This is a genomic window from Gammaproteobacteria bacterium (genome assembly GCA_035546635.1).
GTDB lineage: Bacteria > Pseudomonadota > Gammaproteobacteria > JAURND01 > JAURND01 > DASZWJ01.
This window is the reverse complement of the sequence record DASZWJ010000017.1, coordinates 234479-249788: the sequence shown is the minus strand read 5'-3', so window position 1 is coordinate 249788 and position 15310 is coordinate 234479. Positions and strand designations below refer to the sequence as shown.

At 39.3% G+C, this 15310-nt stretch carries 13 protein-coding genes; 7 read left to right on the top strand and 6 right to left on the bottom strand.

Annotated elements, in window-relative coordinates; translation table 11 throughout:
- Positions 1 to 200: 200 nt before the first annotated feature.
- Positions 201 to 1871 (top strand): energy-dependent translational throttle protein EttA, encoded by a 1671-nt coding sequence (ettA, locus tag VHE99_03970; GenBank protein HVV68182.1) that lies wholly within the window; start codon positions 201 to 203, stop codon positions 1869 to 1871.
- Between the two features lie 145 nt (positions 1872 to 2016).
- On the top strand, positions 2017 to 3129 hold the full coding sequence (locus tag VHE99_03965) for a deoxyhypusine synthase family protein (protein ID HVV68181.1): 1113 nt from the start codon (positions 2017 to 2019) through the stop codon (positions 3127 to 3129).
- Here VHE99_03965 and VHE99_03960 read toward each other — a convergent pair.
- Positions 3126 to 3485: a nuclear transport factor 2 family protein gene (locus tag VHE99_03960; GenBank protein HVV68180.1), complete on the bottom strand. Its 360-nt coding sequence runs from the start codon at positions 3483 to 3485 to the stop codon at positions 3126 to 3128. The two genes, VHE99_03965 and VHE99_03960, sit on opposite strands and share 4 nt — an antisense overlap.
- A 125-nt stretch (positions 3486 to 3610) precedes the next feature.
- Positions 3611 to 4606 (bottom strand): aldo/keto reductase, encoded by a 996-nt coding sequence (locus VHE99_03955; GenBank protein HVV68179.1) that lies wholly within the window; start codon positions 4604 to 4606, stop codon positions 3611 to 3613.
- 123 nt (positions 4607 to 4729) lie between these two features.
- On the opposite strand from VHE99_03955, the gene VHE99_03950 reads away from it, so the two are divergent.
- Together VHE99_03950 and VHE99_03945 are read left to right on the top strand one after the other, a co-directional pair.
- On the top strand, positions 4730 to 5104 hold the full coding sequence (locus VHE99_03950) for a hypothetical protein (GenBank protein ID HVV68178.1): 375 nt from the start codon (positions 4730 to 4732) through the stop codon (positions 5102 to 5104).
- Between the two features lie 13 nt (positions 5105 to 5117).
- Positions 5118 to 5504: a helix-turn-helix transcriptional regulator gene (locus tag VHE99_03945; GenBank protein HVV68177.1), complete on the top strand. Its 387-nt coding sequence runs from the start codon at positions 5118 to 5120 to the stop codon at positions 5502 to 5504.
- A 50-nt stretch (positions 5505 to 5554) separates the two neighbouring features.
- On the opposite strand, the gene VHE99_03940 is transcribed toward VHE99_03945, so the two are convergent.
- The gene (locus tag VHE99_03940) at positions 5555 to 6586 is read right to left on the bottom strand and encodes a hypothetical protein (protein HVV68176.1); all 1032 of its coding nucleotides are present in this window, start codon (positions 6584 to 6586) and stop codon (positions 5555 to 5557) included.
- Between the two features lie 175 nt (positions 6587 to 6761).
- Here VHE99_03940 and VHE99_03935 point away from each other — a divergent pair, with 175 nt between their 5' ends.
- Complete coding sequence (locus VHE99_03935; GenBank protein HVV68175.1) at positions 6762 to 8084, top strand: hypothetical protein; 1323 nt, start codon at positions 6762 to 6764, stop codon at positions 8082 to 8084.
- Positions 8085 to 8100: 16 nt separating this feature from the next.
- Here the strand turns inward: VHE99_03935 and VHE99_03930 are convergent, their stop codons facing one another.
- Positions 8101 to 8823, bottom strand: a complete 723-nt coding sequence (locus VHE99_03930) for a class I SAM-dependent methyltransferase (protein ID HVV68174.1) — start codon at positions 8821 to 8823, stop codon at positions 8101 to 8103.
- A gap of 422 nt (positions 8824 to 9245) precedes the next feature.
- On the opposite strand from VHE99_03930, the gene VHE99_03925 reads away from it, so the two are divergent.
- Together VHE99_03925 and VHE99_03920 are read left to right on the top strand one after the other, a co-directional pair.
- Positions 9246 to 9764 (top strand): cupin domain-containing protein, encoded by a 519-nt coding sequence (locus VHE99_03925; protein ID HVV68173.1) that lies wholly within the window; start codon positions 9246 to 9248, stop codon positions 9762 to 9764.
- Between the two features lie 19 nt (positions 9765 to 9783).
- Entirely contained in the window at positions 9784 to 11367 is a 1584-nt protein-coding gene (locus tag VHE99_03920) for an FAD-dependent monooxygenase (GenBank protein ID HVV68172.1), read from the top strand.
- A 133-nt stretch (positions 11368 to 11500) separates the two neighbouring features.
- Here VHE99_03920 and VHE99_03915 read toward each other — a convergent pair whose 3' ends face one another.
- Both VHE99_03915 and glgP read right to left on the bottom strand, forming a co-directional pair.
- A complete protein-coding gene (locus tag VHE99_03915; GenBank protein HVV68171.1) occupies positions 11501 to 12244 on the bottom strand; it encodes a hypothetical protein in 744 nt (247 codons plus the stop codon).
- A gap of 108 nt (positions 12245 to 12352) precedes the next feature.
- Positions 12353 to 14848: an alpha-glucan family phosphorylase gene (gene glgP / locus VHE99_03910; GenBank protein ID HVV68170.1), complete on the bottom strand. Its 2496-nt coding sequence runs from the start codon at positions 14846 to 14848 to the stop codon at positions 12353 to 12355.
- Positions 14849 to 15310 lie beyond the last annotated feature (462 nt).

The following is a 15310-nucleotide window of genomic DNA, read 5'->3' as shown; positions in this document are numbered from 1 at the left end:
ATTTCTGGTGTCATCGCTGGCAGTTCCTCTTGTTATTTTTGTTTTTTGAGAAACTTAAAAATACATGATCTGCCAGCTTTGGCAACTGATTTAGCTTACTTTTTTCAAATTAACCCAGCCAAAAAATGGCTAAAGTCCAGTTAGTGAGACCTCCTCATCAGACAATTTATTCATTCCCACTAAAAAATAAAGGCAAATCTATGGCTCAATATATTTTTACTATGCAATCTGTTGGAAAAGTACTCCCAAGCAAACGCGAAGTTTTAAAAAACATCTGGTTATCCTTTTACCCTGGTGCCAAGATAGGTGTGTTAGGCTGTAATGGCTCTGGTAAATCCACTTTGTTAAAAATCATGGCGGGGCTAGATAAAGAATTTGAGGGGGAAGCCCGCCCACAACCAGGCACTAAAATTGGTTTTTTACCGCAGGAACCAGCGCTTGATGCACAGAAAAATGTACGTGAAAACATAGAATCCGGCATGGAAGAAATGGCCTTGCTGACGCGCTATAATGCGATTAGCGAGCGTTTTGCTGAGCCCATTGAAGAGGCCGAAATGACGCAACTGTTGGAAGAGCAAGGGGAGTTGCAACAAAAAATTGATGCGGCTGGGCTGTGGGAATTAGATCATAAGCTGGAAATTGCCGCGGATGCCTTGCGTTTGCCGCCTTGGGATGCGGATGTCACTAAATTATCAGGCGGTGAGCGGCGTCGCGTAGCCTTATGCCGGTTGTTGTTATCTAAACCGGATATGCTGTTGTTGGATGAGCCAACAAACCATTTGGATGCAGAAAGCGTTGCATGGCTGGAACGGTTTTTGCATGATTATCCAGGTACAGTGGTCGCAGTGACCCATGATCGTTATTTCTTGGATAATGTGGCCGGCTGGATTTTGGAATTAGATCGGGGTCAAGGTATTCCTTATGAGGGTAATTATTCTTCCTGGTTAGAGCAAAAAGAGAAACGTTTAGAACAAGAAGGCCGGCAACAGGAAGCGCATAATAAAGCCTTAAAAGCCGAACTAGAATGGGTTCGCACTAACCCCAAAGGCCGCCAAGCCAAGAATAAAGCACGTATTGCCCGGTTTGAGGAAATTAATTCGCGTGAATTCCAAAAAAGCAGTGAAACCCAAGAATTATACATTCCCCCAGGTCCGCGTTTAGGCAATCTGGTGATAGAAGTTGAAAATTTAAGTAAACATTTTGGTGATCGCTTAATTTTTGAGAATTTAACTTTCAAAATGCCCCAAGGCGCGATCATTGGCATCATCGGTCCCAATGGTGCAGGAAAATCCACATTATTTAAATTGTTATTAGGTCTAGAGACACCAGATACAGGTACGATACGTTTGGGTGACACCGTAAAGATCGCTTATGTGGATCAAAGCCGTGATAATTTAGATGGTAGTAAGACTGTATGGCAAGAGATTTCCAACGAACAAGATATTATGACGATTGATAATTTCAAGATTCAATCGCGCACTTATGTGGGGCGATTTAATTTTAAAGGTGCCGATCAGCAGAAATTCATTAAAGATCTTTCAGGTGGTGAACGTAATCGGGTACATTTAGCAAAATTGTTAAGCAGTGGCGGTAATGTGTTATTGCTGGATGAACCGACCAATGATTTAGATGTGGAAACGTTGCGTGCTTTGGAAGAAGCCTTATTAAGTTTTCCAGGTAATGCTATGGTGATTTCGCATGATCGGTGGTTTTTAGATCGCATTGCTACGCATATTTTGGCTTTTGAAGAAGATGGTACGGTGAGCTTTTTTGTAGGAAACTATACTGAATATGAGGCAGATCGTATTCAAAGATTGGGGGAACAGGCGAAACAGCCGCATAGAATAAAGTATAAGAAATTAAAGATGTAAGAAGCGTGGGAACTACTTTGTCCTTTTTCAAAGGCAAGATACAGTAGTTATTTTCAATGTAACTACATACACGTCGTCCCGACATCCATGCCGGGACGACGTGTTCTAGGGTTGCTTTCTAACTTAACCAAAACAGACATTCATTATGGAAAAAACTAAATTTAATCAATTATCACCCGATTTACAAAAAAATATTGTGGCTGAAGAAACACAGAACACTGAAGAATTAATTCACGGTACTTTAAGCACAGGTGTGCGTGAAAGTGTTACGCCAATTTCGACTTTTGCCGAACGCACCTTAAAACACTGTAATGGCGGCGCAACGTATGCCGCTGCTTTATGGCTCAAAGAACATTTGCAAAATGGCGGAAAATTAGTAGTGACTATTGCCGGAGGACTCAGTTCTTTCCAGGTTGGCGTGATGTTGGCGGAATTAATACGCCAGGATAAAGTCCATCTGGTTTCCGCGACCGGTGCTAATCACGAAGAATCTTATTATCGTTATGTCGCACATTCTCATTATGCTTATATTCCACATTACACGGAATTAACTAGACAGCAGGAAGCGGAGTTGCGTGATGCAGGATTGCGCCGCATTACGGATACTTTTTTGCCGGAGGATGAAAGTGTGCGTATTATGGAGCCGCATTTGCTGGCCATGTGGCAAAAAGCGCAAAAAAATGGCGAACGGTATTTTCCCCATGAGTATTTTAGACGGCTTTTTTCTGAAGGTTTAATTCAACCCGATCCCTTGGCTAATCCGAATGACTGCTGGACTTATGCAGCCTATCAAAAAGACATTCCCATTGTGATTCCAGGTTTTGAAGATTCGACCATGGGTAATATTTTTGCTAGCTATACTTACAATGGTAAGTACCGTGAAGATAAAAGCCTGGTGCTGGATCAAAGTATTATGAAGAGTGGGCTTGAATATTTTACTAGTCTTTATGATTGGTACTTGGAAAACTCAAAAAATCATCCAATTGCTTTTTTGCAGTTAGGTGGTGGCATTGCCGCTGATTTTCCTATTTGTGTTGTGCCTTCACTGAAACATGATTTGCAATTATCCGATGTGCGTGATTGGGCAGGGTTTATTGAAATTGGTTCTTCTCCCATGTCTTTTGGTTCATATTCAGGTGCTGGAGGTAAAGAAAAAATCACCTGGGATAAGCTTTCGACTGAGAGTTATTATCAGATTATTCAAAGTGATGTGACGGTGGTATTTCCTTGGATCGCGGCGGTTTTGTTGGGGCTTTAGTTTGTAGTAAAGCTTTTATTTCTAATCACCCAATGCCCGTTTATTTTTAATAAAGTGATGTAATCGGTAAATAGGATACCATTTGCCTCCACTTGTGCTTTTACCATAGCCGCGTTACCTTGATAATCTAGGCTGAGGATTTGTTTGTGATAAGGTTCGTTTTTTTCGGCAGCTGTAGGTTGAGTTGTTACTCGGTTGATAAACTCCGTTAGATTCCAATCTACCTCATTATTATTAAATAGGCCGGTGATATGCGCATCCCTGTGGAAAGCTGTTTGTAGAGTTTTTATGTCACCGTGGTAGGTGCCTAAAAAATACATTTCTATGGTTTTAGTGATAGCGGTGATTTCTGGCATAAGTAATATTTTTTTAAGGGTTCATTCGGTGCTGTTATCCTGATTCTGGTTGTTATCCTGAATATGGCTGTCATCCTTCGCTGCGCTCAGGATGACAGCCCATACTCAGGATGACAGCTTGGTATCTATTTGGATAAATTAAAAGAATCCATAATCGCAGTTGGATACCTATCTCCCGCGACTTGATTTGCACTGCAAATTTCATCAATCCGAGCTAAGTCAGCAGCATTTAGGTGCACTTTGACCGCCCCTACATTTTCCTCCAGATATTTTACTCGTCTGGTCCCTGGGATAGGCACGATATAATCGCCTTGTGCCAATACCCAAGCCAAGGCTAATTGCACGGTAGAGCAACCTTTTTCTTGTGCCAATTGGGTCAATTCTGCCACCATTTTTAAATTCGTGTTCAGATTTTCTTCTGAAAAGCGCGGCAGATTTTTTCTGAAATCATCTGCTGCTAAATTTTGACTGCTTTGGATTTTCCCAGTTAAAAAACCTCGACCAATAGGACTGTAAGGCACAAAACCGATGTTTAATTCCTGACAAACTTTCAGCACCTCCTGTTCAACACCGCGAGTCCATAAGGAATATTCCGATTGGATGGCAGTGATAGGGTGAATGCGATGTGCGCGGCGGATAATTTCAGCTCCTGCCTCGGATAAGCCGATGTGCTTGATTTTGCCTTGCTTAACTAGATTAGCCATGGCAGTAACGCTAGTTTCAATTGGAGTGTTAGGATCGATGCGGTGTAAGTAGAATAAGTCAATATACTCTAAATTTAAGCGTTTTAAGGAGGCTTCACAGCAGGCGGTAATATAATCGGCAGAACCATTGACGCCGCGATAGCCTGCGTTATCAGGATCGCGGACTAGGCCGCATTTGGTGGCAATAATGACTTTATCCCTAACACTGCCAATAGCTTGGCCTAGTAGTTTTTCATTGTGGCCACTGCCGTACATATCGGCGGTATCAAAAAATGTGATACCGAGATCATAGGCCTTTTTTAGAGTATTGATTGATTCTGCATCGTTGGTTTCCCCATAAAATTCCGACATGCCCATACAGCCTAAGCCGATAGCGGATACCTTTAATTTTTGATGACCAAGTGTTCTTGTTTGCATATTATTTCTCCTAAGGTATATTTTTTAGCTGGGCTATTATATTAGCCATGACGGCAAAAGATATCCGGTAAAATCACGGATTAAGCCATTCACATCACAGCTATAAATGCGTATGATACGACTATGATATCCCAATTTGACCAGAGCTATTTTGTACATACTCACAGTGATATAGATTCTATTATTCAACCGTTGAAGGATTTTTTTGGCATAACCAGTTTTGTCTATCAGAAAAATTTTTTAAACGGTTCAGAGATTCGTTTAACTAATCAACCGCGCTGGATCAGTTATTTCTTTGAAGAAAAACTTTATAATCACAGCTTGTTTGAACATGCCCCTCCCCAATATGTCAAAGGCCATGTGTTATGGTCGGGTTTGCCTGAGCATGAGCATGTTTTGAGCTTGGCGAGACAATTTAATATCGATCATGGTATTACGTTTATTGAGCCGCAAGTCGATGGGGTTGAGTTCTTTTTTTTTGGGCACTACTCCGAATAGACATGACGTACCTTTGCGCTATTTAAACCACATAGACTTGCTGGAAAAATTTATCATTTATTTTAAAGAAAAAGCCGCCCATCTGATTAATACAGCCGAACAGTCTCCTATTATTATTATGGATAAATTGGTTAAAGATATTCCGCCAGCCCCCTTAAATAAAATACAGTTAGATCGTGATAGGTTTATGCAGCAGGTGATTTCCGCGGATTTAATACAGTTTTCCGCCCGAGAATATGACTGTATCAAATGGTTTAAGCAGGGGTATAGCTTAAAGATGATAGCCAATGAGCTAAATATCTCACCACGTACGGTTGAAACGCACTTTGAGCATATTAAGCAAAAAGCGCAATGTCATACGCGATCTGAGTTAGTGAAATATTTGGCGCGTGTTGGTTAGATTGTCATGGTCTGACGGGAGACACTATGGCCGGTATATGGCAATCACTTCTACCCTGACTCCTTTGTTACTTTTAAGTATGCTTCCAACTGATCGTTAGAATACCCAGCAACCGTATATTGCCAAATTTCGCGGCTGATACGTGTGAGGGGGTGCGAAGCAAGCAAGCCTTCGCCGCCGCAGACTATGCGAGCAAAAACGGCGCAATCTTGTGCCAAATACAACCCATCACTCCTGAGGGCAAAAAAATCTGTCTCGTTGCTTAATACGCGTTGGTAATAGGCTTGCCAGCGTGTTTGTAACAATTGCAAGTTTATTTGCGCTTCTGGGTGATTGGCATATCGACTTTGTGAGGCGATTTTTAAAAGAGCAAAAGCTGCGCCGGCAAAATTATAAATTGGAGGTGGTGGCGCAGGCTGCATTGCTGCTTTGGGTTGTAGGGCAATAATATCATTTTTAGCAATAGGCCAATTACGTAATTCTATGCTCACTGTGTTAGCTGCACTAAAGACCGCAGTTTCAATTGGGGGTGAAATTTGCAATGAGGAAGTAGAATGAATTACCTCCTGAAAGGGTAGCCAGACATAATAAATATCTTCATTAAAATCAAAAGACAACAATACTTGCGAAAAATAATTAAATCCGGTGACCCAGGGCAATTTGCCTGAAAGTAAAAGATGTTGGTCAGTTTGTTGAATTTGTAGAACTGACTTGTTAATAATATTACTAACACCTACGCCCCGCTGCTGAGCCGATAATTCGGTCAAGGTTTTAGAAATTTTGTCATGAGGCAATAATTTTTTTAATTGTCCAATGCTATATTGGTGTTGCGTGTGAAGGAATAATAAGGCGCCAGAAAATTGCGCCATTAACATATTGTACTCCATGCGTTCTGACTGCTCCCCACCTAAACCACCATGTTGTGAGGGAATTAATAAGCGCAAATTGCCGAATGACACTAATTTCTGATAGGCAATTTTTAATAATTCTCTGTCGTGATCTAAGGCATTGGCGATAGGAGCAACATCGCTTTTTAAGTAGGATGACAGCTGATTGAAGAAGTTTTTGATATTTTTAAGCATAGTCATTATATGCTAATGGGATAAAGTAAATAAGTAAATGTTTGTTTGAGGCTTACAGTGTTCGGAAAAAGGTTTGAACCTAGGTTTTTGCTCGTGATATTATTAAAAACTAGTTAGGGTTTCCATAAATCATGAGGGATTTTAATCATAAATATGCAAAAAGGAGAATTTTCGAGTGTTTGCTAATAAATTAGAGACTATTCAAGAGCTTCAATGGCATGAGGTGAGGCATGAAGTTGCAAAAACGAATTCTACATTGGCGAAAATTATTGATGAATTAGACCCTTCACCGGAATATACTTTATTTAAAGTAAAATATCATTTTGGCAGTGAAATTTTAAAAAATGGTTATTTATATATCCCCAATGCCAATAATGAATTGGTTCCACTTTCCAGCACTCCTGCTAAGATTCAAGATAAATTAAGTTATAACAATTTTACTAATCCAGTTAGCCTGGTTTTAAATAATGCCGTTGAATTTTTTTTGGTAGTTGGTGAAAATACTATCCCACTTTATGGTTTGATAAGACCAGGAAAAATATTTGGAACCTGGCGTATTTTAAATCCACAAGAGACGCACAGTCCGGCATTTATATGGGATATGACTGCAGGAGCGCGATCTATTTTCATGTTACCTAAAATAGCGGAATCGGCGAAATACAGTAAATTACAGCGTACATTTCAGTTGCGGTCCGAAAAACCTACTTCTCTTCTTGACCATTGGAACATATTCAAAGGCATGGCCAACCATCCTGAATTTGGTGAATCTTGGTCAGTAGATGTGCTTTTTTTCACCAAAAAATGGTTTGAATGCTTAAATGATAAAGAGTGGAATGATTTAAAAGTCTATTTATTGGAGGTGGCGTGGAAAAGTAGTGAATTTTTTCGTAATCAGTTTATGTGGAATTTAGCTTTTTCCTTAATTCAAAAAGAGTATAATCTAAAACCAAATCCGTATACTGTAGATATAGTAAAACATCTATTAGCAATGGGTATTGGTGCAATGCCAGGTTTTGCTTCTGCGCTGGATGATTCGGCCGCGCCCATTCGAAGATTACAGGAATTCTTTGTTACGATATACCAATTAAATGAATATGCACCTATCATTATGCAACCGCAATTCTTTTCACTTGAAAATCCAAGATCTATTTATTATTCCTTGCAATATCCAACAACTATTGAGTTTTCTCCAAAATCCAGAGAAAGTTCTACAAAAATATTTGATTTATATCAAATAAAATCACTACTTTCGAGATATTTCTCTGAGATACGTTTAGATAGATTAAATTTAAAAGGCACACCAATTTATGAATTGCTAGATAGTGTAAAGTTTGATTTTTTCCATACGGATCCAGAAAATTATTCAGGCATTCGTTTAAGCAAGGAAATTCCAGTAGAAGATCCCACTTTTTTTGAACAATTGATTGATGGTGCCAGTAGAAATTTCCCCGTAAATAGTCCTTTTATTAGAGGATGCGTTCGCATAGCGGCTAAGTAAGCTATTATCTTCGTAATCAGCGTGAAAGCTTTTTTAAAGGGTGGTTGGAAAAAATATGTAAAATTCGCTGTCTTTGAGTCGGAGTTTGATAGGGGATGTGTTTTATATATTTAAATTTAAGCTGCTTGCCGTATTCATCTATTTCTTTTTCGGAAGGTTTGTAGCCATAAGCAGTGCCGTATGCTGAATTTAGGATAAATGAATTATCATCATTAACAGAAGCGTTCCCAGGGACTATCGTATTTAATATCGTATCTAAAATCATTATGCCCTCTGGTTTTAGCCAAGAGCGCATATGTTCCAGTAAGGGCAATTGTTCTGATTTAGCGAAATCACCTATACCTGACCACAAAAATAAGACCGCTTCGTACTGCGCATTGGGATGAAAACAGCGTATGTCAGCGTTATAAATATTCACTTTTTTTGAATATTTATTCAATAAGTGTTTATATAAATTTTTGCTGCGTTCAATGCTGGAAATTTTACCGGAATATTTTTTTAATATGAGTTGATTAAGGACGCGTCCATAAGCCGAGCCCACATCGATAATTGAACGAGTATTGGCAATATAGGGGTAAATCAAGTCAATATCGCAGCCATTTTCAAATCCGCCTTTGATGGCAAAATCACGTAATACGCTAACAGGAACGTTTTCATAATACTCAATCAGATCTTTATTATCCCAACCTATGCTATTAACTCCTGAATAATCGTTGAAAGCTTCTGCTGAGCACATCATCTTTTTCTTATCCCATAAAATAAAACCATTTTTTAATAAGCTCCCAACAATAAAACATTAAGTTTTTTGGATTAAAGTGGCCAAAATATAATTTAGATATTATTTTTATACTAATCACCTAATATTATGATAAAATTACTCCATTAGTTAACCCAATGCGAAGAGGAGTCATGCTATGAAAAAACTACCATATTAAGCTAGGTGGGTTGTTGTTATATTTACCAACAACCCATTATTGCTGTTGCTATTGTATAGTAAATATCTTAAGGTTTCCTTAAAGTTTGCTTTATAGATTTAGTTTTTTTTGCGACATAGGTTATGTTCTTGAATTTAAAATTAATGCATCCTTTGAAAATTTAGATTGCATTTTATTTTAGGAAAAAAGTAATTTATGTATTTAGGATTTTAGGGAGACAGAGTTTATGGCTAGTCTCAAAAAAGATATAGAACTACTTGTCAATGTTTTGCAGCTAATGCCACATCCAGAAGGTGGATATTATAACGAAGTTTATAGAGCTACGGATAAAATTGGCGTTGCGAGAGAAAAATACGGAGATGCCTATCGCGCCAGTGCCACTTCTATTTATTTCCTGCTGAAAGGTGATGATTTTTCTGCTTGGCACAAAATAAAAAGCGATGAAATCTGGAATTATCATGAAGGCAATTCAATCAATATTTTAAGCATCAATCCACAGGGGGTGCTAAAACAGCACAAGCTGGGGAGCAAATTATCCGACCCCGATGCCGAATACCAGGTGGTTATTCCTGCGGGTGATTGGTTTTGTGCTTATGTTGAGGATGGAGAAGGTTATACGTTGGTGGGTTGTACGGTTGCACCGGGTTTTGAATTTGTCGATTTTGAAATAGCAGATAGGAATAAATTGACTCAGGAATTTAAGCAGCATCAAGCCCTAATTCATAAATTTACGCGAGGCAGTTAAACAAGCTAACAGGAATAATATGGGTTTTAATACGGATGTTGTCATTGTTGGTAGTGGTCCTACCGGATTAATGCTGGCCTGTCAGCTGCAGCGCTTTGGCATTAATTTTCGCATCATTGATAAGCAAATTGATCGCGCTAAAGAATCCAGAGCTTTTGGCATTCAAGCAAAATCAATGGAAATTTTTCAAAATTTAGGTTTAGCCGAGGAATTTTTAAAGCACGCTCAAGCAGGTCAAAAAGCTGAGTTTTATTTTAACGGTCAATTCAAATTTGCGATTAATTTTTCCGATATTGATGTGCAAGCGACGCCGTTTCCCGCCATTTATTTTCTCCCACAATCCGAAACAGAACAAATTTTAATTGACTATTTGCAGGCGCGACAAATAACAGTTGAGCGGCAATTTGAATTAATAACATTTACCCAAGATAGTGATGGGGTAACAGCAATAGTGAAAAATAATAGGACTGGGGAAGATGAAACCATAGTCTGTCGTTATATAGTTGGTTGTGATGGTGCGCATAGCACAGTGCGAAGCCTATTGGAAATTCCTTTTGTTGGCGCATCATATTTACAAAATTTTATTTTAGCGGACGTTGAGGTTAATTGGAAATTACCTATAGAGAGTTTTAGTGTTTTTCTTGCGAAAGAAGGTAACTTGCTGTGTATTCCATTAAAGCATAATTTGCGTCGTATCATGATTACCGGTATGGGTGGCGATTCCCTGGATGATAAACCACCTACATTGCAAGAAATTGAACATTTCATGAATAAGGTGGCTGCAACACCAGTTAAACTCGATAATCCAGTATGGATAACGCGCTTTCATTTGCATCATCGAGCGGTATACAAATGTCGCTTAAATAGAGCCTTCCTTGCTGGAGATGCAGCGCATATTCACACGCCTGTCGGTGCACAAGGCATGAATACGGGTTTGCAGGATGCAAGTAATTTGGCTTGGAAAATTGCCTTAGTGCTAAAATACCACACCCCCACAACACTTCTTAAAAGCTACCAGGCTGAACGCCATCCAGTAGGACAAGTCTTGGTGCATACCACAGACAGGATTTTCGGCTGGATTACATCAAAAAATTCCATCATCACCACTTTCAGACAATACTTAATTCCTATTGTGATGCGCTTAGTTTTAAAGTCTAAACAGGTTAGGCGTTTTATGTTTAACTTTATATCTGAATTAAGCATTCATTATGAACCTAATGCTTTTATAGTGGAAAAAACTGAAAGAGCTGATAAGAAATTTTTAAAAATAAAAGCGGGCTATCGTGCGCCAGATGCACCCACAGAAAATTCCAGTTTGTTTGAACTTTTCAGACAAAAACCATTTAACATTTTACTTTTTAATGTGAGCGATGAAACTGAAAATTTTAGTAAAGTTCTGGCATTAATAGCTAAATATTCTCAATTAATCGCCGTGCATCAATTTACTGATTCACATAAATTAGAAGTGCTTTTTGATCGCTATGGTATTTCTCAAACCGGAATTTATTTCGTCAGGCCAGATGGCTATATTGGCTTTAGAGCTTTTGGTAACAAATTAAGTTTACTATTGAAATATTTGAAACTATATGGTTTTAGTGTTTGAGATGCGTCATTCCGGCATGGATGCTGGGATCTAGGCTACAAGGATGTGAAAGTTTTGTATGCCTGCAAGCTGGATATCGGCGCTCATGCTGGATGACGGTCTAAATAGGGTGTGAGTAGTTACAATATAAAAGTTATAACTGGGGCATATCCATCTGATGGAGTTTGTTTTTTATATGCATAATTTCTTTTTGTTTGTTTTTCATCTGTTCACTTAGTCCCGTATAATCCTGCTCATTTAAAATAGCATCAGTGAATTTAACTATAACTTCTTTTTCTTCTTTTTGTAGGTAGATTAAGCGCTCCTTAAGCGCCGCGCGAGTTAGTTCGAACGGTGAAGTATTGATGGCAGGGACTATTAATGGTGAATCCTGCTTTTTACTTGTTAAATCGTCATTATCAATCCAGTTTTTCTTATTTCTCTTATGGTGTTTCATTTGACTCATAAATGACTCCTCGCATAGATTATTTCGGAGATAATGATAACAAGGATTTCTTATTGTATTATTAACTGTTTTTTTGAAATCTAAAATTCGATTATCTGAGTTAAGAGAAAGTACTTCTCCTGGAACCACCTGATTAATAGTTTTTAAAATATGAGACTTGTTATCAGTCCATATCATTACTTTATAATCATGAGCGGCTGCAATATTTAAAAGATCGATAATATTATTTAGATATTTTTTTGGAATAGGTTTACTTACCCAGACGAAGTGAATTAATTTATTAAGTTCTTCATCGGAATATCCAGGATATTCTGGCTTGGCCGGTTCTAAGGCTTGAGGCTGTAGGCTATTAAATATACTCTCCTGATTTTTAAAAAAATCTAAAGTATCATACGATTTTATCCTTTTTTTAGATTCTTTTTGCCTAGACATAGTTAATTTCTCAAATTCGTGACATTACCTAGCATAGCTTTCGACTCACGTTTAATGAATGAATATAATACAGCTTTGTTTTTAACAAAATATTAGAAATACTTCTTATTATTTTTGCCACAGAATTAAGGGAGATTCCATCATCACGGCGCCCGGAAAATAAGGCACGATACGCGGAGTGAAGCTTGCGGCGGGATACAGCATTGGTACAGTGGCGCGATAAATATGCGCATTAGTGGTATTGGGGAGTTGCTCTTGATGTTCCATCTCTTTAATCATGGCTGTCGAATACAGCTCGATTTTGACGGCTTGGCGATCTAATTGATAGAGATAAACCGGCACTTCAAATACATACTGATCGTTAGCCATCGTAATTTTTAATTCGCCAAAGCGTAATTGTCGCCAATTTTGTTGTACGGAAGCTTGCCAATCGGCAATTTGTTTAGCCAAAGCACTGTTATTAGCAGTGCGTGATTGGTAGTTTTGTGCGGCCGGCAAATAAAATTTCTCAGTATACTCACACACGGTGCGATTAGCAGAAAAACGTGGGGTAAGGCTGGCCATGCTGGCACGGATTTTATTAGTCCAAGCTGTGGGAATATTTTGTGCATCGCGGGAATAAAATTGCGGAATGACTTCTTGTTCCAACAAATCATAAAGCGCATACGCTTCAGCTCTATCCCAATTTACATCATCACCATGTTCTTTTCGATCTCCCAATGCCCAACCTACCTCGGGAGTGTAAGCTTCAGCCCACCAGCCGTCTAATTCAGATAAATTTAAGCCGCCATTTACCAGCACTTTCATGCCGCTGGTGCCACAGGCTTCCCAAGGTCGGCGCGGGGTGTTGATCCATAAATCGACACCTTGCACTAGATATTCAGTCAAAATCATATCGTAATCACTGAGGAAGATGGCCTGGGAGCGCACTTCAGGTCTTTTAACAAAATCTACCCATTTTTTAATTAAGGCATGTCCATTAAGGTCGGAAGGGGGTGCTTTGCCGGCAATAATCAATTGCACCGGCCGGTTTTGATTAGTTAAAATACGTATCAGCCTATCCATATCAGTTAGTAGTAAATCCGGCCTTTTATAGCTGACAAAGCGGCGTGCAAAGCCTAAAGTCAAAGTATCTGGGTTTAAACAGGTTTTAGCGCGTTCAACATCTTCAACTGCAGCATTTCTGGATTCCAGTTGTCTAACCAGTCGCGTGCGTGCGTGATCTATCAAGCGGGTGCGTGACTGATTGCGTATCTGCCAAATTTTTGTATCGGTCACGATGCTGAATTGTTCTTCCATGCCTTGGACATTTCCCAACCAGCGTCCTTTGCCGCAAGATTCTGCCCACAGTTGATCGGATTCTGAAGAATCCCAGCTTGGCATATGCACACCATTGGTGACAAATTCAATCGGAATTTCTGCAATCGGCCAACGATTAAATAGATCACTAAATAAATGACGGCTGACTGCGCTGTGGAGTTGACTCACCGCGTTGATATGATTGCTGCCACGGATCGCTAAATAAGCCATATTGAAGTCTTCATGGGGATTTTTTTGGCCTAAAGACAATAGCTTCTCAATGGAAATCCCGAGGTTTTTTTGCGCATAATTTTTTAAATATTTAGTAATTAAATCAGGAGAAAAATGATCAAAACCAGCAGACACGGCGGTATGAGTGGTAAATAAATTGCCTGCACGCGTAGCAGCCAAAGCGATTTCAAAGGGTTGTTTAGTCGCTTGCATGTAACAAAAAGCCCGTTCCAATACCGCAAAAGCTGCATGCCCTTCATTCATGTGGCAGATTTCTGGTTGGATACTCAACGCATTTAATAAACGCCAACCACCAATACCTAGCACCAGCTCTTGTTTTAACCGCAATTCAGCATCACCGCCATAGAGCTCACTGGTAACGCCTCTATGTGCTGGGAAATTAGCTAGATCGTTAGTATCTAATAAATACAGCTGAGTTCTACCAACTTTGACTTCCCAGGTACGTAGCCATAGCGGCCAACCGGGTAGGTCGATTTTTAAACGCAACCATTCGCCATTTGGTAAGCGTAAGGGTCTGATGGGGAGCTGTCCTGGGTCATTGTAAGGATAGAGTTCTTGTTGTTCGCCATTGCCATCGATAAATTGCCGAAAATAGCCTTGGCTGTAGAGTAGGCCAATGGCAATAACTGGCACTCCTAAATCGCTAGCAGCTTTTAGCTGATCTCCAGCCACATTACCAAGACCGCCAGAATAAATCGGCAGTGCCTCGCTTAACATAAATTCCATACTGAAATAAGCAATGCCTTTTAAGGGAGATTCGGCGTAATTCTTTTGAAACCAACCATAGGAACTCAGTTCTTCTTGTCGTGATTGCAGGAGGTCATTCACTAGATTACTGAATTTGAGATCGTCTAACAGTGCGCTTAATTTTTCTCTGGAAGCAGTTTGTAAAACTGCCCAAGGATTATGGGTCAATTCCCACAATTCTGGATCGATTTTGTACCAGAGAATATCCGCGCTATGATTCCAGGATGAGATTAAATCTAAGGCGAGGGTTTCAAGAGCGCTATAGCCTTTCAGGTTAATTTTATGAGATGTGTCTCTGGTGTGCATATTTAAACTTCCTTGTTAGTTGAAATATATGTCAATCTACTTTAACGCAGAGTATTAACAAAAATGCATAAGTTGTTCCGGCCACATAAAGACAGGATCCAGGAGGTGGGGTTTCTCAACTTTCTGGATCCCGTTTTTATGCGAGTTTACAATGACTAATCATCCAATAAATTTCATCATAATCACTAGCTGTTTTTACCACCTACCACAAGGTCTTGGTCTAGGTTGGCAATGTGGTGGTTTGGGTAAGCAAGGGGGAGGGGTGGGTCTACAATGCGGCGGCTTTGGTCTACATGAGCTTCCTCCGCTACCAACAACTTTATTCAATTCTTTATCTAATAATTGAGTTTTCATAATTATTCTCCAAAATATTACACACAACGCTATCTAACTTAATGGGCTGCTTTAGGGCCCTATATTTCCAGTATAGTCTATTTCCCTACAAAATTTGATTTGATTTAA

Coding starts and splice junctions, on each gene's coding strand:
- ettA (HVV68182.1), top strand. CDS start 201: ATGGCTCAATATATTTTTACTATGCAATCTGTTGGAAAAGTACTCCCA.
- VHE99_03965 (HVV68181.1), top strand. CDS start 2,017: ATGGAAAAAACTAAATTTAATCAATTATCACCCGATTTACAAAAAAAT.
- VHE99_03960 (HVV68180.1), bottom strand. CDS start 3,485: ATGCCAGAAATCACCGCTATCACTAAAACCATAGAAATGTATTTTTTA.
- VHE99_03955 (HVV68179.1), bottom strand. CDS start 4,606: ATGCAAACAAGAACACTTGGTCATCAAAAATTAAAGGTATCCGCTATC.
- VHE99_03950 (HVV68178.1), top strand. CDS start 4,730: ATGATATCCCAATTTGACCAGAGCTATTTTGTACATACTCACAGTGAT.
- VHE99_03940 (HVV68176.1), bottom strand. CDS start 6,586: ATGCTTAAAAATATCAAAAACTTCTTCAATCAGCTGTCATCCTACTTA.
- VHE99_03930 (HVV68174.1), bottom strand. CDS start 8,823: ATGATGTGCTCAGCAGAAGCTTTCAACGATTATTCAGGAGTTAATAGC.
- VHE99_03925 (HVV68173.1), top strand. CDS start 9,246: ATGGCTAGTCTCAAAAAAGATATAGAACTACTTGTCAATGTTTTGCAG.
- VHE99_03920 (HVV68172.1), top strand. CDS start 9,784: ATGGGTTTTAATACGGATGTTGTCATTGTTGGTAGTGGTCCTACCGGA.
- VHE99_03915 (HVV68171.1), bottom strand. CDS start 12,244: ATGTCTAGGCAAAAAGAATCTAAAAAAAGGATAAAATCGTATGATACT.
- glgP (HVV68170.1), bottom strand. CDS start 14,848: ATGCACACCAGAGACACATCTCATAAAATTAACCTGAAAGGCTATAGC.